16 protein-coding genes, 1 tRNA gene and 1 pseudogene are annotated in these 19,603 nt (G+C 61.7%); 4 read left to right on the top strand and 14 right to left on the bottom strand.

Annotated features, from left to right (window positions below; translation table 11 throughout):
* Nucleotides 1-10: 10 nt before the first annotated feature.
* The 4 genes from ACQ7C1_RS20325 to xylF form a co-directional block, all read right to left on the bottom strand.
* Nucleotides 11-87: transfer RNA gene (locus ACQ7C1_RS20325), tRNA-Arg, on the bottom strand.
* A gap of 205 nt (nt 88-292) precedes the next feature.
* A complete protein-coding gene (locus ACQ7C1_RS20320) occupies nt 293-1,075 on the bottom strand; it encodes an ATP-binding cassette domain-containing protein (RefSeq protein ID WP_088393066.1) in 783 nt (260 codons plus the stop codon).
* A 14-nt stretch (nt 1,076-1,089) separates the two neighbouring features.
* Nucleotides 1,090-2,403, bottom strand: coding sequence for a sugar ABC transporter permease (locus ACQ7C1_RS20315; protein WP_430959582.1), 1,314 nt, complete (start codon nt 2,401-2,403; stop codon nt 1,090-1,092).
* 260 nt (nt 2,404-2,663) lie between these two features.
* Complete coding sequence (gene xylF / locus ACQ7C1_RS20310; protein ID WP_085860222.1) at nt 2,664-3,704, bottom strand: D-xylose ABC transporter substrate-binding protein; 1,041 nt, start codon at nt 3,702-3,704, stop codon at nt 2,664-2,666.
* Between the two features lie 272 nt (nt 3,705-3,976).
* On the opposite strand from xylF, the gene ACQ7C1_RS20305 reads away from it, so the two are divergent.
* On the top strand, nt 3,977-5,200 hold the full coding sequence (locus ACQ7C1_RS20305; protein WP_430959581.1) for an ROK family protein: 1,224 nt from the start codon (nt 3,977-3,979) through the stop codon (nt 5,198-5,200).
* 309 nt (nt 5,201-5,509) lie between these two features.
* Here the strand turns inward: ACQ7C1_RS20305 and iolG are convergent, their stop codons facing one another.
* A complete protein-coding gene (gene iolG / locus ACQ7C1_RS20300) occupies nt 5,510-6,502 on the bottom strand; it encodes an inositol 2-dehydrogenase (RefSeq protein ID WP_430959580.1) in 993 nt (330 codons plus the stop codon).
* Nucleotides 6,503-6,659: 157 nt separating this feature from the next.
* On the opposite strand from iolG, the gene ACQ7C1_RS20295 reads away from it, so the two are divergent.
* Complete coding sequence (locus ACQ7C1_RS20295) at nt 6,660-6,938, top strand: hypothetical protein (RefSeq protein WP_430959579.1); 279 nt, start codon at nt 6,660-6,662, stop codon at nt 6,936-6,938.
* 190 nt (nt 6,939-7,128) lie between these two features.
* Here ACQ7C1_RS20295 and ACQ7C1_RS20290 read toward each other — a convergent pair whose 3' ends face one another.
* From ACQ7C1_RS20290 to ACQ7C1_RS20260, 7 genes and pseudogenes are all read right to left on the bottom strand, one after another.
* Nucleotides 7,129-7,998: a Hint domain-containing protein gene (locus tag ACQ7C1_RS20290; protein ID WP_430959578.1), complete on the bottom strand. Its 870-nt coding sequence runs from the start codon at nt 7,996-7,998 to the stop codon at nt 7,129-7,131.
* Between the two features lie 304 nt (nt 7,999-8,302).
* Nucleotides 8,303-8,542 (bottom strand): annotated as a pseudogene (locus ACQ7C1_RS20285) (hypothetical protein); the annotation flags it as partial.
* A gap of 185 nt (nt 8,543-8,727) precedes the next feature.
* Nucleotides 8,728-9,954: an HlyD family secretion protein gene (locus ACQ7C1_RS20280; protein WP_430959577.1), complete on the bottom strand. Its 1,227-nt coding sequence runs from the start codon at nt 9,952-9,954 to the stop codon at nt 8,728-8,730.
* A gap of 2 nt (nt 9,955-9,956) precedes the next feature.
* Entirely contained in the window at nt 9,957-10,433 is a 477-nt protein-coding gene (locus ACQ7C1_RS20275) for a hypothetical protein (protein ID WP_085779050.1), read from the bottom strand.
* A 57-nt stretch (nt 10,434-10,490) separates the two neighbouring features.
* Nucleotides 10,491-12,638: a mechanosensitive ion channel family protein gene (locus tag ACQ7C1_RS20270; protein ID WP_430959576.1), complete on the bottom strand. Its 2,148-nt coding sequence runs from the start codon at nt 12,636-12,638 to the stop codon at nt 10,491-10,493.
* 35 nt (nt 12,639-12,673) lie between these two features.
* Nucleotides 12,674-13,885: an alpha/beta hydrolase gene (locus ACQ7C1_RS20265; RefSeq protein WP_097597136.1), complete on the bottom strand. Its 1,212-nt coding sequence runs from the start codon at nt 13,883-13,885 to the stop codon at nt 12,674-12,676.
* A 241-nt stretch (nt 13,886-14,126) separates the two neighbouring features.
* A complete protein-coding gene (locus ACQ7C1_RS20260; RefSeq protein ID WP_221156319.1) occupies nt 14,127-15,923 on the bottom strand; it encodes a hypothetical protein in 1,797 nt (598 codons plus the stop codon).
* A 260-nt stretch (nt 15,924-16,183) separates the two neighbouring features.
* Between ACQ7C1_RS20260 and ACQ7C1_RS20255 the strand changes: the two genes are divergently transcribed.
* Both ACQ7C1_RS20255 and ACQ7C1_RS20250 read left to right on the top strand, forming a co-directional pair.
* Nucleotides 16,184-16,648 (top strand): hypothetical protein, encoded by a 465-nt coding sequence (locus ACQ7C1_RS20255; RefSeq protein ID WP_430959575.1) that lies wholly within the window; start codon nt 16,184-16,186, stop codon nt 16,646-16,648.
* A 35-nt stretch (nt 16,649-16,683) separates the two neighbouring features.
* Nucleotides 16,684-17,211 (top strand): CYTH domain-containing protein, encoded by a 528-nt coding sequence (locus ACQ7C1_RS20250; protein ID WP_430959574.1) that lies wholly within the window; start codon nt 16,684-16,686, stop codon nt 17,209-17,211.
* Here ACQ7C1_RS20250 and ACQ7C1_RS20245 read toward each other — a convergent pair.
* Together ACQ7C1_RS20245 and ACQ7C1_RS20240 are read right to left on the bottom strand one after the other, a co-directional pair.
* Nucleotides 17,174-18,112: a DUF2950 family protein gene (locus ACQ7C1_RS20245; RefSeq protein ID WP_183699287.1), complete on the bottom strand. Its 939-nt coding sequence runs from the start codon at nt 18,110-18,112 to the stop codon at nt 17,174-17,176. The two genes, ACQ7C1_RS20250 and ACQ7C1_RS20245, sit on opposite strands and share 38 nt — an antisense overlap.
* Before the next feature lie 28 nt (nt 18,113-18,140).
* On the bottom strand, nt 18,141-19,583 hold the full coding sequence (locus ACQ7C1_RS20240) for a DUF3300 domain-containing protein (protein ID WP_430959573.1): 1,443 nt from the start codon (nt 19,581-19,583) through the stop codon (nt 18,141-18,143).
* Nucleotides 19,584-19,603 lie beyond the last annotated feature (20 nt).

Genomic DNA, 19,603 nt, shown 5'->3' with positions numbered 1-19,603 from the left:
AATAAGATGATGGCGCACCCGACAGGATTCGAACCTGTGACCTTTGGAATCGGAATCCAACACTCTATCCAGCTGAGCTACGGGTGCATGCCTGAGGCGGTTTGAATCGCCTGTCCGATGGGTGGTTCTTAGCCTAGCTTGCGGCCGGCATCAATCGCGAAATTCTCGGAAATACCGATGCTTGCGATTTGACGGGCGTTTTTATCCGTCAGCCTGAGGAATGCCACATAAAAAACTCCGCCGGCCTTGCGGGCGGCGGAGCTTGGTTGTCTGGGGCAGGGCGCAGGTGGCGTCAGATCTGCATGGCGCCGGGGCCGGGGATGGCTTTTGGGGGCACCTTGCCAAGGATGATCATGCCGAGCACCTCGTCCTTGGTCACGTCCTCGGTGCGGGCGTGGCCCACCACCTGGCCGTTCTTCATCACCGAGACGCGGTCGGCGAGGTCGAAGACGTCGTGGATGTCGTGGCTGATGAGGAAGATGCCGATGCCTTCCTTCTTCAGCTGCTTGATCAACTCGCCGACCTGCGCCGTCTCCTGGGGGCCGAGGGCCGCCGTCGGCTCGTCCATGATCAGGATGCGGGCGTTGAAGAGGATGGCGCGGGCGATCGCCACCGATTGCCGCTGGCCGCCCGAAAGCGCCTTCACCGGCTCCTTGAAGCGCTTGAAGTTGGGGTTCAACCGCCCCATCACCTGGCGGGCCGAGGCTTCCATCGCCACGTCGTCGAGCGTGCCCCAGCGGGTCTTCAGCTCGCGGCCGAGATAGAGGTTGGCGGCGGCGTCGACATTATCGGCCACGGCAAGCGTCTGGTAGATCGTCTCGATGCCGTATTTCTTGGCATCGCGCGGATTGCGGATCTCGGCCGGCTCGCCATTGATCAGGATCTCGCCGCCATCGCGCTTGTAGGCGCCGGAGAGGATCTTGATCAGCGTCGATTTGCCTGCGCCGTTGTGGCCGAGCAGGGCCACGACTTCGCCGGGGTAGAGATCGACCGAGGCGTTGTCCACGGCGTGGATGCCGCCGAAGGAGATCGAAATGTTTTTCAGTTCCACGAGGGGAGTGCGTTGATCAGCCATATCTGGAGCTCCTCTCACTTGGCACGGGCGCGGTAGACGGTGTCGAGCCAGACCGCCACGACAAGGACGGTGCCGACGACGACGCTCTGCAGCGGTGTGTCGACATGCGCGAGCACCATGCCGGATTGCAGCGACTGCATGACGAGCGCGCCGAGCATGGCGCCGGCGATGGTGCCGGTGCCGCCTGCGAGCGACGTCCCGCCGATCACGGCGGCGGCGATGGTGTAGAGCTCGTCGAGCGTGCCTTGCGAGTTCGTCGCCGCATTGAGGCGGGCGGTGGAAATCGCCGCCGCAATGGCTGCGAGCACGCCCATCAGCGCGAAGATGCGCACCGTCACCCAGCGGGTCTTGATGCCGGCGAGCTCGGCCGCCTCGGGGTTGCCGCCGATCGCGAAGACATAGCGGCCGAAGCGCAGGCGGGTGGCGATGAAGGTCATGATGATGCCGACGACGATGGCGATCAGCACCGGCACGGCTATGCCGTAGGGAATGTCGAGGCCGGTTTCCGGCCAGGGGATATTGTTGGTTTCGGCATATTTCTTGGCGATGTTGACAGGCCAGTAATAGCTGTTGGCGATCGAGACGGCGCCGAGGATCAGCACGCAGCTCAAGGTCGCGAGGAAATATTCCGCCCAGATCGGCCGGCGCGGAAAGCCGAAGCGGCGGCGCTGATGGCGCGAGCCGATGATGCTGGCGATGACGAAGAGGCAGGCGGCGATGCCGACGACCCAGCTCCAGGTGGCGCCGATCGAGCCCTCCGCGCCCCCGCCCATGATGCGGAAGGTCTGGTCCATGGGGGCAACCGTCTGACCGCTGGTGACGAGCCAGGTGGCACCCCGCCAGACGAGCAGGCCGCCGAGGGTGACGATGAAGGAGGGCACGTTGAAGAAGGCGATGATCATGCCCTGGAAGGTGCCGATCAGGCCGCCGGCGATGATGCCGATCAGCAGCGTGATCACCCAGGTGAAGGGGCTGTCGAAGCCGATATATTCAGGCAGGATTTTCGCCTGCGTCACGCCCATGATCATGCCGCAGAGGCCGAGCACGGAACCGACCGAAAGGTCGATGTTGCGGGTGACGATGATCAGCACCATGCCCGTCGTCATGATCGCGATATCGGTCGTCTGGACCGAGAGGTTCCAGAGATTGCGCGGGGTCAGGAACAGGCCGCCGGTGATGATGTGGAAACCGATCCAGATGATGATGAGCGCGCCGATCATGCCGAGCAGGCGGGTGTCGATCTCGGTCGCGCGGAAGAAGCGGGTCACCGGATTGGCTTCCGCCGTTCGCGGCCCGCTTGAAGTCGTTGATTTTAGCATGTCGGCCATGGGTTTGCCGTTCCCCCATTCTTGTTTAGACGGGCGCCTGCGTGCTGGAGCTTGGCCAAAGGCGCCATTCGTCTGTCTTCAACTGACCATCGCGATGCTTCCGGAAGCCGGTCGCGTGGCGTCGCGACGCTCTTCCGGCAGGGAATGCAAGTCTGCGATGGTGTGGCGAGGCGGAGAAAACTTCGTCTTGGAATTCCCGTCCGCATCCGGCGCCGCAGCGGTGTCCGTTGCGGCGCCGGTCATTCTAGTTCAAAGCTGGCTTACTTGCAGGCGGCAACCGTGCCGGCCTTGACGCCCTGGCAGGCTTCAGCCTTGGAGATCCAGCCGGCGTCGATGACGACGTTCAGATTGTCTTTGGTGATAGCGAGCGGCTTCAGGAAGACGGACTGCATTTCCACGCCCTTCGGTCCGCCCTTGAAGGCCTGAGCGCCGTCGATCTTGCTCATGTCCTTGCCGCCGGCGAGGTCGAGAGCGATTTCAGCGGCGCGCTTGCCGAGTTCGCGGCTGTCCTTCCAGACGGAAACCGTCTGCGTGCCGAGCGCGATGCGGTTCAGCGCCGCCTTGTCGCCGTCCTGGCCGGAGACCGGAACGGAGCCGGCGAGGCCCTGGGCGTCGAGCGCTGCGATCGCGCCGCCGGCCGTGCCGTCGTTGGAGGCGACGACGGCGTCAACCTTGTTGTTGTTGGCGGTCAGGAACTGCTCCATGTTGCGCTGAGCATTCTCCGGCAGCCAGCCGTCGGTATAGGCTTCGCCGACATTCTTGATCTTTCCGGCGTCGATCGCAGCCTTCAGCACTTCCTGCTGGCCGGAGAACAGGAAGTCGGCGTTCGGGTCGGAAGAAGAGCCCTTGATGAAGACGTAGTTGCCTTCCGGCTTGGCCTTAAAGACGCCCTCAGCCTGCAGGCGGCCGACTTCCTTGTTATCAAACGTGATGTAGAAGGCAGCCGGGTTTTCGATCAGGCGGTCGTAGCCGACGACCGGAATGCCTTCGGCAGCGGCCTTTTCGATCGCCGGGCCGATAGCGTCGGAGTCCTGGGCGAGAATGATCAGCGCGTTGGCGCCCTGCGAGATCAGCGATTCGACGTCGGTCAGCTGCTTGGCGGCAGAGGACTGCGCGTCAGCGGAAATATACTTGGCGCCCTTGGCTTCCAGAGCCTTCTTGATGGCGGCTTCGTCGGTCTTCCAGCGCTCCTCCTGGAAATTCGACCAGGAAACGCCGACGACGAGATCAGCAGCCATGGCGGCGGTATGCACGGAAACGAGAATGGCAGCCCCTGCCATCAGTTTCATAATAGACTTCATAATTGTCCTCCCGAATGAGTTGCGACCGGCCCAGCCCATGCTTCCTCCGGCCACCGCGAAAGCTGTCGAGATTTTTTTCTCGACAGTCGAGAAATTAACTGTCAGAGATTTTTTCAACTGTCAACTCTGCATCGCCGGCTTAATTCGCTTGCGCAAAAGCGACCGGAGATGCAGGGGAAGGTGAGGGCGGATGAAGAGCATGATGCCGAAAACCGTAAGGGTTTTCGGGTGACATCATGCTCTCACGAAAGCAGGAGGAGAGGGCGGCATCCATGCTGACCAAGTCGAGCACGGAGCTGGTCCGGCAGAGAAACAGCGTGCTCGTGCTGTCCGTGCTGCGGCGCCACGGTGCGCTCGCCCATACCGAAATATCCGATTTCACCGGCCTTTCCTCGGCCACCATTTCAGCGATAACAGCCGATCTGGAACGCGCTCAGATCATCGAAAAGTCCGAGCAGCAGGCGGCAAGCGGCCGCGGCCGGCCGCGCGTGCTTTTGCGCCAGCGGCGCGATTGCGGCTATCTGATCGTCGTCATCATCTCTTCCGATGCCGTGCAATATTCGCTGGTGGATTATGCCGGCAAGCTGATCGACCGCTTCAGCGAGGGGCGCTCACATGATCCGGCTGGTGCCGCCCGGTTCGTCGCCGGGGTGCAGGCCGGGCTCTTGCGCATTCTCGATCGCTCGAGGATTTCGCAGGAAAGGGTGCTGCTGATCTCGATCAGTTCCAAAGGCCTCGTCCATTCCGCCGAGCCGGTGCTTCTGTGGTCGCCGATCTTCGGCAGCGACCAGATCGATTTCGAATCGGCGCTGCGGCCCGACTGGCAGGCCAAGGTCATTCTCGACAACGAGACGCTGCTCGTCGCCGCCGCGCTCGGCGCCCGTGAGGAGATCGCCAAGGGCGCCGATTTCCGTTCGCTCGCCGCACTGTCGCTCGGCCACAGCATCGGGCTCGGAATCGTCCGGCGCGGCGGCCAGGCCGGCCAGGAGATCTCCGCCCCCAATTTCGGCCACATGCTGCATATGGCGGGTGGCGGTCTCTGCCGTTGCGGTACCCGCGGCTGCATCGAAGCCTATGCCGGCTTCTACGCCATCCTGCGCAGCGCCTTCGAAGTGCCGCTCGATACGATCCCGGCCAAATTCGTGCCGGTCGCCGAACTCGACAAGATCGCCGCCCGCGCCCGCCAGGGCCACCGCACCTCCGCCTTCGCCTTCCGCCAGGCGGGGCTCGCGCTCGGCAACGGCCTGTCGCGCATGCTCAGCCTGACCGAACGCATGCCGATCGCCATCACCGGCCCCGGCACCCGCTATTACGACCTGCTGCGGCAGGGCATCGAAGAGGGCCTCGGCCAGTCGCATATCGTGCGCATGGAAGGCATGCCCGAAATCCGCGTCGTCCCCGACGAACCCATCCTCGTCTTCGAAGGCCACCTCAACCGGGCGCTCTCGGTGATCGACCAGGATATCGTGCTGTCCGGGGGGCAGGGGACGGATTAGGGACAGATCCTGTCGGCGCCTCGGCGTTAATGGCTGCCCCTCACCATAACCCTCTCCCTGTAAAAACGGGGCGAGGGGACGTGCCAAACGCAACGTCGAGATGGAGAAAGAGGGCGCGGCATGTCCCTTCGCCCCGCCTGCGGGGAGAAGGTGCCGGCAGGCGGATGAGGGGCAGCCACAGACACGAATTTAGCAACCGTGCTCGGCGGGGAAGGGTCTTGGTTCACGCACCTGCGAGTACCATCCAACGCAAAACGGCCGGGCAGAGCCCGGCCATCTCATGCACGACTTCCGGTCGGGAGAGGACCGTCAGCCGATCTTGATCAGCTTGCCTTCCTTGACCGACTGGACGGCGGCGTCGGCAAGCGCCAGTGCTGCCAGGCCATCGGCGCCGGAGGGGGCGATCTTCGAACCCTTTTCGATCGCGGCGATGAAGGCTGCGATCTCGTTGGCATAGGCTTCGGTGTAGCGGGTCATGAAGAAATCATGCAGCGGCGGGCGGGTATAGCCGTCGCCGTTCGCCACTTCGATCGAGACCGGGCGCTGGTTTTCGGCTGCGGCCATGCCCTTGGCGCCATGCACTTCGATGCGCTGGTCGTAGCCATAGGTGGCGCGACGGGAGTTGGAGATGACGGCCTGCTTGCCTGAAGCGGTCTGCAGGATGACCGAGACGCTGTCATAATCGCCGGCTTCGCCGATCGCCTTGTCCACCAGCACGGCGGCGGTCGCCAGCACCGAGACCGGCTCTTCGCCGAGCAGGAAGCGGGCCATGTCGAAATCGTGGATCGTCATGTCGCGGAAGATGCCGCCCGAACGCTTGATATAATCGACCGGCGGGGCGCCGGGGTCGCGCGAGGTGATCGTCACCATCTCGACATCACCGATCTTGCCGTCGTCGATCACCTTGCGCACCGCCATGAAATGCGGATCGAAGCGGCGGTTGAAGCCGACCATCAGCTTGGCGCCGGTCTCTTCCACCACCTTGATGCAGGCCTTGACGCGGTCGACGTCGAGATCGATCGGCTTTTCGCAGAAGATTGCCTTGCCGGCGCGTGCGAAGCGTTCGATCAGGTCGGCATGGGTGTCCGTCGGCGTGCAGATGACGACGGCGTCGATATCCTTTGCCGCCTCGATCGCCTCGATGGTGCGGCCTTCGCAGCCATAGGCCGAAGCGATGGCTTCCGCCGCCTGCGGAAAGGCGTCGGCGACGGCGACCAGCGTCGCATTGGCATCGCCGCTGACGGCCTTGGCGTGAACCTTGCCGATGCGGCCGGCGCCGAGCAGACCAAATCTTACAGTCATTTCAATCTCCCTTGAATTCGGAACAAATAAACCGAATTACCAAAAATCTGGAATTTTCATTCCATCATCTGAGCGTCGCGTCAAGCCCGCGACTCTTTCACATTTGCAAGATTCAAACTAAAGGACAGTGCGACAAAATGCGACCGCGGGGACAGACATGCAACTGATCGATCCGAACCATCCGGCATACCAGCGCCTCTGGGTGCGTGTCGGCATCGTTGCCGTTTGCTTCGGCTGGGCCGCGGTCGAGATTATCGGCGGCGATCCCTTCTGGGCGGTGATCTCCGCTGCAGCCGGCGCCTATGCCTTCTATATGCTGTTCTGGACCTTCAAGCCGCAGTCGGCCGAGCCGATTGTGCAGCCTGATGCCAAGGGAGAGGACGAAGCCGCCGAGACACCCGCCGAAAAGCCTTCGAAAGAAGGGCAAGCGGAATAGGTGTTTCGCCGCAGCGCTTTGTCGATCGGGAGATCGGCGAGCATCATTCGCTTCGGCGCAGGCGAACAATCGAAGCGCGCCGCGCTCTTTCCGATGCGCGCCGCGCTTAACTTCTTTGATTGGTATCGTCGCAAAACTTCCGCACGGCTTCGCGTGCAGCGAGCTCTATTCCCGCCGTATGCCCCTCATGTCAGAGTGACAGTTCCCTAGCCTGCGCGTCGATCTTTTCGCAGGCATTCCCGAAGCGATCGCGGATCGGTACCAGCGGCGAGACGCCGAGCAGGAGAAGCGCTTTCAAATGTGACCAGCCACCTCCGAGCAACGGCGCAAAGGGTGTCATGACGTTGCGTTCCTCTCCATAGAGACGCTGGTACTCTGCAAAATTGCAGAAGTTCTCGTGATTGCTGTCCTGCAGGCGGAAGGACTCGGCCGCAGCACCTTCGGCTAGGATAACCTCGTGCGCATCGAGCATGACGGCATAATAGTCGATCGAGGCGTCGGGCGCGGGAGCGACCGGTGCGATCGTCGTGCCGTTCACGAGCTCCTTCACCTGGATCAGAACGCCGTTCAGGTATAGCGCATGGCCAGGCGACAGATAGAGATCCGAATGTGGGGTGTGCCCGTCCAGCGCGTGGCGGCAAACCCGGATCGGCACGACGTCTTTTTGCCAGCGTGCGCCGCTCTTCTTGAAGCTTTGGCGGCCGATCCACTTGACCGCACGGGTGCTGCCGTCGGGAAGGGCAATGCGATCGCCGATGCTGAGATCCTCGACGGGCCTCTCACCGCAATCGGTGAGGATCGCCGTTCCCCGCAGGAAGCAATTTGCGCCGCCGCCGCCATGGCCTCCTCTTCCGCCCGGGCCACCGCTCCCGCCGGAACCTCCGTGTCCACCGGAGCCGCCCCGCCCCCAGCGCCGACCCATCGCTTTGGCCGGAGAGATTGAAATTGCCGTGGCCATGGCCGCCGCGCCGGCGAGACGAGCGCCGGCGGCCGCAACCACTCCTAGAAAATGTCTGCGCGCAGTGTTGCGCGGCTGCTTCGGATCTTCCGTAGACGACATGTGGGCGATCTCCTGAAAACATTAAACCGCCCGATGCTACAACATGTTGTATCGCATTCAATTTCGCCAGTTAGCGCTGTGCCTTACTGAAAAGGACGTAGGCATGGGTTAGGGGGTCCCGAAATGCGCTATGTCAGATACCAAAAAGCGGGAGGTTTATCTGCTACCCCAACGCGAAAGAATCGACCTGAGTACCTTGGTGGGAGGTTGAATTGCTGGAAAACAGCACATATAGCGTGCGCGGACCGAGCCGGATGGAAGCGCTTCCACAGCGTCGGAGTGTATAACCGCGCTCGAGATAGCTTCAGCTACGCGGCAGGCGGCGAATCGCCTCGTCGATCAGCAGATTGGCGATCATCATGCGCCTGTTGGCATTGTCGCGGAAAGGCGCTGCGAAACCATCAGGATGGTTGGCCTTGGCAAAGGCGCGCCGCTTCTCGTTCAGCGTCTATTGGGTATCGGCGGCAGCGATCGCCAGTTCGATGGCGATCTCTTCGGGGGCAATGCGGGCGAGATGATCCGGCATGACGGGTTCCTGCGGCGGGAGCCAAGGCCTCTGTTGTGCGGGGTTGATTAAAGATCGTAAAACCTGACCCTCGTTGAAACGGTCGAGCCCATGAAGGGCGTTCGCGGGTTCGCCCTCCATGAAATCTCAACCGCCTGATATCCGCCAAGCCATGTTTCAGAGTCCCGAGCGAGGGCGGGAAACTGGAGAAGCTGACTTCGAACTCAATGTCCGGCGAATACCAGGGTCTGAACCGGCAGCAACATCGCCTGTATACGCAGGATCATCGCATGCACGACACCCACCGTGTCGACGACATGCAGGAACATCCAGCGCGGCGTGCTGATATTGGGATCGGCGAGCGCGTCGTGGTTGTTGGTATAGGCATTGGCAATGCAGCTGCTGCCCGGCGGCACATCAGCGAGGCCGCCGTCGAAGAGCGGCTGCAGGAACACCGTCAGAGTGCCGGGTTTTGCCATCTGCTGGACGTCGACCAACTGGTCGGTGGGGCGCAACTGGCCGGCCGCGATCACGTCCTGCACGTCGGTCACGACGAGCGGGATGATGGTGAACGGCTTGCCGACACAGACAGCCTCCGCGACCATTCCGGGTTTCATCACCTGCGCCTCGATCTGCCCGAAACCGGCGATCAACGTGCCGCGGCCCGCTTCGCTCGGCACCAGGATGCCGGCAGGACGCAGCATGGTGTTCAGCACATCACCGGGCCGCAATGTGAATTGCTGGACAGTGCCCGAAACCCCAGCCTTGATGATTGTCTTGTCGAGTTCCACCTGCGCTTCGGCCCGGGCCGCCTCGGCGCTCGCCTTCTGCGCGGGCAGGAGAACGCTGAGCTTGGTTTCCAGCGTCTGTTTCTTGGCGAGCGCAGCACTCACGGAACCCTTGCGACTGTCGACCGTATTGGTGAGGCGGACCACTTCCCGGCGAGCGACGGCATCGTTCTTCAGGAGCTGGGTCTTCATCTCCAACTCGTCCTCAGCCACTTTCAGGGCGCCTTCGGCCTCCTGGATCTGGCCGTCCATGCTCGCAAGCTCGGTCTGCGCGACCTTCGCTTCGGCTTCGACTTCGGCGATTTGGCGGCTGGCGGTTTCGAATGCTGCCTTCTGCTGTGAATCGTCGAGACGGAAGAGCGGCGCGCCGGCGGCGACCTTTTGGTTAACGCCGACAAAGACTTCATCGACCCGGCCGGAGGCCTCCGGCAGGATCGTGACGGTGCGGAACACCGCCGTGACCGTTTTTGTTGAGGGATGGAAATAGAAGATCATGGTGATCAACGAAACGGTCAGGATCAGGCAGGCGGAAATGCCCCAGCGTAGTTCGTACCACATGCTGTAAAGGGTGATCTCCTGGCCGATGCGCTTGCCCTGGACATAGCGCCTGTAGAGATAGTCCGGGAAGATCGTCAGCATTGAGCAAAGCAGCAATTCTAGCATGATCAGATCCCCTCTTCGTGCAGCGTCTTGGCGGGCGCCCGGGCGACGGGTGCCTCTGCCACTGGTTCCGGCGCCGGCGCTCGAACCGGTTCCGGATGATCGGCGGCGACCGGCGCCTCGTCCTCGAGTTCGGCCGGATTCCGACCAGCAAGCCTGGCGAGCGACCGGGCGATCGAATAGAGCGGCGTCGCAAAATCTGGAAACCGAATGAAGGCCAGGAGCAGACCCAGGATCCAGTAGAGATGATTGTGGGTGAAGAGCGAGATCAGCGCCAGAACCGCGACGATCTCCATCTGCACTTTGTTCGTGTGATGGGCGATGCGTTCGGGAACGGCGTGAAGCTGGAAGTAGAGGTTGCCGACCACAAGAATCATCACGATCAGAAATACGATGACGCCGACGAACAAATAGTCCGTCTGGCCCGGTCCCGTGATGAAGCCGGGCACGTGGTTTGTGAGAGCGGAGTGATAGTCTTCCATCGGAATCTCCTTTCCTGAACGCCGTAATGGTCAGGCCGCCAGGCCGCATGGATCATGTCAGCCGGCGCCTGCTGCCAAGGCCTGTTTGTGCGCCGTCAGGGCCTGCTGCGCCGCTGCGACCGTATCGGCAGCCTTGTCGCCGGCGACCTGGACGGTCGGCACGGCAAGGCGGATGCCGTTTTCATTGAAGGCCTGATAGATCATCCGCAGCGCCCGGCGCTTCAGTGTGAACTGCTCTCCGGGAAGCGTCATGAACTTCATGCGCAGCAGCAATCCGGAGTCGCCGAGGCTGTCGATGCCCTGCATCTTCAAGGGCTCGATCGTAACGGGCTTGAATTCGGGGTCGTCGAACAGTTCCTGGCCGATCTTCTTGATGATCTTGCGGGCCTTTTCGACATCGGCATCATAGGCGACGGTGATCGTCATCTTCTCGATCACCCAATCGCGGCTCATGTTTTGAATCGCGCCGAGTTCGCTGAAAGGCACGATGTAGACGGCGCCACGGTGATGCCTGAGTTTCACCGACCGGAGGCTGAAGGATTCAACGCTTCCCTTGTAATTGCCGCTCTGAATGTATTCGCCGACGCGGAAGGCGTCGTCGAGTAGATAAAACACACCGCTGATAATATCCTTGACGACGGTCTGGGCGCCGAAGCCGATCGCAACGCCGACGACGCCGGCGCCGGCGATCAGCGGCCCGATCTCGACGCCGAGCGAAGACAGCGCCATCATCACCGCAATGGCGGCGAAGAGGATCATCAGCACGTTGCGCAAGATCGGCAGCAGCGTACGGATTCGCGCCCGGCGGCGTGCCCTGTCGGTGCCTGCCTCTTGGGTCGTATCGGTCTCGCGAAGCTTGCGGTCGATGACAACGCGCACGAGGCTCCAGGCGAGATCGATGACGAGAAGGATGATACCGGCGCTCAGCATGCCCCTGACGATCCGCAGCATCGGGGTGTCCTGCATCGTCATGCGGGTCAACTCGACATCGAGAGCCTTGGCAAGCAGGAGGATGGCCCCGACAATGACGGCTGCCCGTACGCCGCGCTCCACCAGCACTGAGGTGACGCTCGCCTGCTCGGCCTTTTCCTCGCCGGCAGGAGCCGACAGAATATTGGCGATGGAGACGCGAGTGAGCGCAAGGATGGCCGGCACGGCAGCACATACCGCGACGATCCAAAAGAGTCTCATCGCACCGACCACCCAGAGAGCCCAGAGACCGATGAAATAGGCGGTCCATAGCCAGCTGCGGATCGTGTGGCCGATGCGGGGCGTTTGGCTCTCGGCCAGCTCTTCCACGGGTCGGCGCCACAGGCTTTCGATGGCGATCACCAACAGTACGACACCCAGCATGTAGGCGACGAGCAGCCGCGAGGCGGGGGGAAGGCCGAGCGTTGCAAGCAGCCGCACCGTCACCCAGCCGAAAGCGAACCAGCCGCAGAGATAGGCGAGGCGGCGCGCCCAGTAAGTCGCGGCCGGATCGCTGACGGGGACCACGCGAAATGCTGGCTGTACGGCGGCGGGGGGCGCGAGCCAAGCGCGCAGAAGCGCGGCCGCGAGCCGGAAGGCGACGAATGCGAAGAGGTAGCCGACGACGATTTCGCGCACGAGCGGCGGCCAGTCGAAGACGAGGAAAAAGCCGATGCTGCCGAGCGCGAAAGCCAGCACATGGCATGCTTCCCAGAGAAGCTTGGCGCCGAGAAGGACAAGCCGCTCTCGGACGGTCGAAAAGGGCGCCCGCTCCATCCAGGCGCGCCAGCCGCCGCTGATCCGCCGGAAAAACCATTGGGCGGCAAAACCTGCCGCCATGAAGGCGATCAAGAGCACTACCGGCCGGGCGCCGCCGTTCGCCTGGATATCACGCTCGAGCACGGCCGCAGCAGCCATCAGCTGAGATGGAAACGAGGTTGCAGCCTCCATCAGATCCGAAGAATGCCGGCGGAAGCGTGTGGCGAATTCGGCGAAAGAGGGATCGCTTGGCTTCGCCTCGCCTGTTTCGGCAGCCGCTTTTGCCGCCGCCTGCTGCTTCAGCCATTCCTGCACCGCAGGATCGGTGGACAGGGTTATGAACTGCTCGATCCGTTCGGCCGGCAGTCCGGCGGGCGGCGTCTGCGACATCGCGGGAATGGCCGTCAGTGCGGCGAGGGATGCCATCACCGCCAGGAGCAGCGTGCGAAGACCATTCCTTGATGATACTATCGGCATGATCCCTCCCAATCCCGCGTATCGAATACGGCGCCCTATGGCCGGCATTCCGTCCTGAACGCATTGCCACATGCCGGTTTCGACTTGCCGCCAGGCCCGGCAACCGCGCTGACATCGGCGGCATAGGCGTCGCGTGTGTCCTGATCGACGACGGCGGCAGGCGCCGCCAGTACCAGGCCCGCAGCACTGCCCGCGGCGGCCGCCGTTTCAGTCGTCGCCGCAAGAATTCTCTCGCCGAGGCCGACGCGGCTGTCGGTCAGCGTCTGTCCTTCCGAAATCCGGGCGCCGATCAGCTGGACGATCGCGGGCGAGGCTGCGAATTTGGCGTGGTTGAGCCGGTCGCTGGTCTTCACCTTCGTCAGGTCGATGACATTGATGTCGTATTCCTCGAGCTCCTGCTTGTAAGGCGCCTGTTCCGGATCGATTGAGCCGAGACGGGCGACATCGCCCCAGACCCTTCGGGAGACGGCGAGCGCCTTATCATCACGCGATACGAACAGGGTGAATTGGGGATGCTGCTTTCCCATGTCGGCGATCTGCTGGCGGAACACGTCGACATCGACGTCGGGAGCCGCGAGCATGACATTCTTGAATTTCGCTGGCAGGCGGCCATTGCGGATCGCCATCTGCCGCAGGCCTTCCATGGCAAGCCAATTGCCCATCGAATGGGCAAGGATCGAGACTTCCTTGATCTCCGGATCATGGTAGAGATACTGAAACAGCTTCTCCAGCGCATTGCGGGTGTAATTGGTACTCTCCCGATCATAACCATAGGCGAGCAGCCGGCCGCGCGAGGGCCACGTCACCAGCACCGGCGCGCTGTGCACGCCGGAATCATGAACGATCTGGGCAAAACGGTAGACGGAGTCCTCGAAGCGGGTGTTGTAGCCGTGGATGAAGACGAAAACGCTCCTGTCGGGGCTTTTACGCACGCTGGCGCTGAGCCAGGCCTTTGCGGCGTCGACATCCAACTCCGTTGCCTTGAGCGTCGCAAAATCGGTCTTGGGGTTGGACGGCAACTTTTTCGGCCAGGCGACTTCACCGGCTTTGCGGCCAGGCGGAATCGATACGGTGATATCGGCAAAGGTGGGCTGGCGGGCGCGCTCGCCGCTGAACATCTCTCCGGGAACAGGCGAGCGGCTGCGCGTCGTGGCGACCAGCATGTCGACGCGATCGGCGCGAGGAGCAGTCTCTGCGACCGGGGTCAGCACGCCTTTCGGATGCCCGCCGCAGCCTGACAGGCACATCATCGTAATGCAGATCAGAAGCCGTCGCAGCGTCTGCCGAAAAGCGGCCTGACTGCCGCGCATGTTGCTTATGTTCACACTGCTCCCCACCCTGACGCATGCTGCCGGATCGACCCGGTCCTGCATGGAAGAGATTGGGCCAAAGACGAAGCCGCAGGCATGTATGATCCTGTATGTTACAGGTAACAGCACCCTGCGCTTCGTTTGGCCGATGGCGAGGACAGCCGGTCGCACACCGCCGTCAATTTGCCGGCCGGTCGTTTGGAACGGGCAGGCCGGCAGCCTCCAATCCGGCAAAAAAACGTTCCTGGTCCTCGATCCTTGCCAGCCGCCGGACGACCTCACGCCGGACATTAAGGATCAAGGCGGGCGATCGGGCCTCGATCCAGTCGATTTGCTCCTTTGCCTCCGCCGATTTTCCGAGGGTGCCGAGGATCGAAAGCAGGACGAGGCGATGCATCGGATTGTAGTTGAGGTCCGACATGCGGGACCATAATTCGGCAGCCTGGGTATCGCCCCGCATGAAGGCACAAAGCGCCATCCCAACTTCATAATATCCCTGCGGTCCCGCATTCTTGCTGACCGCCTGCGAAATCAGCTCGCAGCCCCTCTCCCAATTCCCCGACATTGCCAGGCGCAGGCCGTATTCGCCGGCAACTTCCGTGTCGTTCGAATTGCTGGCGTAGGCCGCTTCACCGGCGCGGAGGGCCTCGGTCGGGTCATTGCCGAAAAAATTGGCAAGCATCAACGCCTGCAGAGCTCGGGCATTCTTCGGATCGAGCCGCACGGCTCGTTCGGCTAGCTCCTTGGCAGTTGCCAGCGTGGCAGCGGTCGGTTTCGTGTCCAGCTGATATGGAAAGCGGAATTCGTCGAGATAGGTGAGCGAAAGAAAAGCCGCGATATTGGAATCATCGGGCATCTTTTCGGCAGCATGCTTCAGGCAGGATTTTGCCGTTTCCTGCGCCTGCGGGGTCATTTCGCTCCGGTAGCTGTAGTAGGACAGGATGCAGGAAAACGCGTCTGCGTTTCCTGCGATGCTGGCGGTGTCCGCCTGAAATATCACGCCGAACGGTCGCGCAACCGCCGTCGCAATGTCCTCGGCAAGACTTGCCTGCGTTTGCAGGAGGCCCTGGACTTTCATGTCGGCGTCGTAATTATTGGCCCAGATGACGGTCCCATCGGCTCGCCGCACAAGCCGGGCCGTCGAGCGCAGCGTTTCGCCTTCCAGCCTAATACTGCCCTGCAAGGCATAGATCGGTTGCGATGACAACTGACCATCGCGATTGCGCGGCAGAACGGCGGCGACGACGATATCGTTGAAGGGAACCAGTTTTTCGATGATGTCGTCGGTGATGCCCTGGGAGATGTCGGATGCTACCCCGCTGCCGGAGGCGCTTTCGAAGCGCTCGACGACGATGATTGGGCGGCCGACAGCTCCGGACGGCATCTCTTTCCCGGTATCGAACAGCCTCACATGCTGAAGCGCCGCGGCAGCGGCGGCAAACACGACCACCGCGCCTGCGGCGAGCCAATATCGGGACCATGACACACGCCGGTCCGCCTTATCCCGGCGGCGCCCATCCGCTGCCGGAGGGACCTGCTGCGCGTAGTCTGGGGAGGGCCGCAGCTCAGCGGACTGTCCCGTTTGCGGCCTTTCTGCAGGCTCGGCTCCTCGCCTTACCTCGAAGATGGGCGCATAGCCGCCTCTGGGAATTGTGATGATAACCCGGTCGCTGGCTCCGGCGGTCAGGTAATAATGTTCCAGTTCCCTGCGCAGTCGTCCTGCTTCGATACGGACACACGGATCCTGCTGAGCATCGAAACTTGCATCTCGGCCGAAAACGGCCTGTGCGATGGTAAACGCCTTCAGGTAGTCGCGATGGCCGGCAAGCGTCTCGGTCACCACGAATTCAAGGAACCTTCCTGCCCGCTCCGGAAGACGAAACTCCGGACTGGACAGAATACGCTCAAGTTGCTGCTGCACCTCTTCAGGTGAAGAAATGTCGCTGCCTGCCCTGTCAGCGCCTGCATTTTGCATCGGCTCCCCCAAGACTCCGATTGCGATCAACCTGCAGTATTAGCCATCGACGATAGACCTGAGTCGGCATAACGGCAATGCGATTTGCAAGAATGTGCTAATTAAGGATCACCTTAGTCGATGGTCGCCAATAGCCAATGCAGGCCAGTATAACCCTGATCAGCGTAGGATACCGTATCCTACCGGCGAGGACATGTATTTTACTGCCATCGTCACTCCGTGCGCTCTATCATCGCCTAAACATTCTGGAGGAGGCGACGATGACATCACCCGAAGCGTCCACATCATCCATGACGAGCGCTGAGGACTTGCGCAAACGCGCTTTGGAACTCCAGCTTCTGGAAATCGAGCGCAGCGAAAAGATCAAGTCGCGCGAAGCGAAGAAGCATGCTGACTTCGTCGAGGATTTCTTCCGCAAGCAGATCGGAGAAGCGGAACGCGCTGTCATCAAACGCCTCGTGATGAAGGCGGCCGCGGACGGCAAATACGAGGCGCTGATCTACAGCTTTCCATCGACGTTCTGCACGGACAGCGGCCGGGCCATCAACAATAACCTTCCTGGGTGGCAGAAGACGCTACAGGGAAAGGCGAAGGAACTGCATGGACTGTTCGAGGAGATCGCCAAGCCGCAAGGCTACGGGCTCAAGGCGATGATCATCAATTTCCCTGACGGCATGCCGGGAGATGTCGGCTTCTTCCTCACCTGGGAACCCCCCGTCGATTGACGGCAAAGAGCAGGCGTGAGCAAGGAAATATCCTATTGAAAGCGATAGAGATCGAGCGAAAGTTCCTGGTCCGGGACGACAGTTGGCGCGCTTGCGCCGACGAGCCGCACGTTCTGCAGCAGGCCTATCTCTGCCTCGATCAGAACTGCATACGCGTCCGCCTGATCGACGGGCGTTCCGCGCGCCTGACGATCAAATTCCGCTCGCCAGGCCTCGCTCGCGAGGAATTTGAGTATGACATTCCGGTCGAGGAGGCACGCGACCTCCTGCTCCATGCAGGTCATGTCCTTGAAAAGACGCGATACCGCGTCCTGCATGACGGCCGGAGCTGGGAGGTGGACGTATTCGCCGGCGCTTACCAGGGATTAACGCTCGCCGAAATCGAAATGGCGAGCGAGAATGACCGGTTCAATCTGCCGCAATGGCTGGGGCGCGAGGTCACGGGCGAGAAGCGATACTCAAACCGCGCCATGGCAGCTGCTCCTCGTACTCAGCTGGCGGCGCAGGGCACTGCTGGCTGGCCTCTCAATCCTTTACCACAGTCCAGCTTGCGTCCGGATTGAAATCCTTGATCGCCGCGGCACGCTCTTCCGTTGTCGGACCCAGATCGCGCTGGTAGATGACGCTCATCCCGTTGACCATGAACGTCTGCACGCCGGTGACCCTGTATTTGACCGGCCAGGCGATCAGTGCAAAGCCGCCGGTCATATAGCCGTTGATGATATAACTTTGCTTGCCGCCAAGCACGTTGTCGCCCTGGGATGTCAGAATGCGGTAGCGATATCCGTAATAGCCCTCGCCGCGTTTGGCGGCTCCGAAAGCGGCCGTTTCGACCAGCGCGCTTGCTGGGCTTTCCTCGGGGTATACGCTGGGATCCCAGTAAAGACCATCGAGCTTGCCGGGGCTGCTGATCAATTTCTTCGCGAACTCGTAGATGCCGTCGCCGTCACGATCCTCGGATGCGAACCAGTACTGGGCAGCCACATATTCACGCATGGTATCGATGGTGGCGAGCTCGTTCTCGCCGACGCGGCGATTGATGATTTCTTCAAGGCCACGCTGAGTATCGAAGAACCATTTGCCATCCTTGTCTTCGGTCAGCGGAAACGGCAGCGGCCAAAGCCGATCGCCGATCGCAGCGACCTTCAGATTGCCGAGATCCTTCAGAACCACTTGGCGCTCTGCGCCCTCGCGGATCAATCCGTATGCGATCATCGCCTCGTTGCTTGAACGGAGCTTGTCGGCGTTGAGGCCCAGCAAGGCGGCAAGATCGTCGATGTTGTTGGAAGCCAGCACCGACTTCAGTTTGTCGATCGCAAGCTGCGCACTGTCGAATTTGGGCGAGGACGTCGCCGCCTTGTAGGCGGAGAGATCCGCCTGCGCCAGTGAGAGCGTCGGCGTTGCCGAAAAAGCGCAGAGCGCTGCTGCGAACATGAGCGAAATTACAGTCGATTGGCGTCTCATGATGTCACTCCCTGAGCTGAAACAGGTGTTACCGCCGTCCACCGCCGCCACGGCCACCGCCGCCACGACCACCGCCACCGCCACCGCGGCCACCGCCGCCGCCTGGCGGGCGGCGATACTGAGGTGGACGGGCCGAAGGACGCTGGCCCATGCTCTGCGAGCCGCGGTGTGAGGAGACAGCCTCCCGGCGACCCGACTGCGGGTTGCCGAGAGCGCTTGGCTGGCGTCCGCGATTGTCTGGTCTCGCAGCCATTTGCGGCTTGTTGGCTTTCTTGACGGATTTCTGGGCCGGTTTGGCGGGGCGATTGGCGGCCTTCTGAGGACGGGCCTCAGGCCTCGACGCTCCCTGCCGATCGCTTGCCGCCGGTCGATTGGAGGCGGGCTTGGCCTTCAAACCTTGCGCCGTGTTTCTGCGGATGTCTTCAGCGCGTGCGGCGTTACCGCGATTGCCGGGCCTCTGGCTTGCCTGGATATCGTTGGCCCTGTTGCGCAGCTGGTTGCGATTGTCGCTCTGGAGACTGGATTTGATCGACGACCGGTCCAGCTTCGAAAACTGGTCCTTGCCTATACTCAGTTTGCTGCGATCGACATTGCTCCAGTCGACGTCGTTAAGCTTGAGCTTCCCATTGAAATTGCGGTCGTTCAGGCAATTGTTGCAGTCGATGTCGATATCGCCGCCGTCCCAACGGCCGCCCCAGACGCCCCAGTCGTCCCAGTTGACGATGGCCGCCCACGTCAACCCGGTTACCGCAGCCGCAAAAAACCCCGCCCCGGGGTAATAGTAGCTGTCGTAATAATCCGGATAGTAGGAGATAGGCTCCGAGGCATAACCCGGTTCGTAGAGCATTTCCGGTGGATATTGCGGGATATAGATCTTCTCGGGATCGGTCGGCCGGATGATGATATTCTCGTTCTCGGTAACGACGGTCACCTTGTCATCCGTCTTGATGATGTTTTTTTCCACCGCTTCGTCGCGAAGCTGCTGGATGGCAATCAGAACATCCTTTTGCTGATTGGTGAGCGCATCCGCCAACGATTGCGTCCAGTCGAGGTCCTCGCTCATCATCTTGACGATATCGGGATAGTTGAGCAGCGAAATGACGCTGCCGTCCCACTCGCTCTTCGGCTTGAGGTCGGAATTCTTCTTTTTTGCCTCCAGGAAACGCTGCGCCTCGATAATCTGCAGGGGAAAGAGCGAGGCAGCCGAGATTGCTGCGACCAACTCGTCCGGATAAAGGGCAATGCGCGCCACGAGCACTTCCAGCTCATCGTCTGACAGAAGGGCCGCCGCAGGCTGTTCGGCAGCCGGCTGGGCCGGCGATGCCGCTGGTGCAGCCGCCTGGGCGCGCGCGGGCAGGGCCGGCTGCAACGCGATGATCGTGACAGCCGATAATCCAGCAATGACTTGGCCAGCGATGAGTTGGCCAAGTGGGAATCGGCCCCCAAACACTTTGCAGGAAATGGCTTTCATCGCATCGACCTCCCTTGGAT

The sequence above is a fragment of the Rhizobium sp. Nf11,1 genome (assembly GCF_050587665.1).
In the GTDB taxonomy this organism is placed as follows: Bacteria; Pseudomonadota; Alphaproteobacteria; order Rhizobiales; family Rhizobiaceae; genus Rhizobium.
Note: the sequence above shows the minus strand (reverse complement) of the source record. Positions and strands in the feature narration are given on the sequence as shown.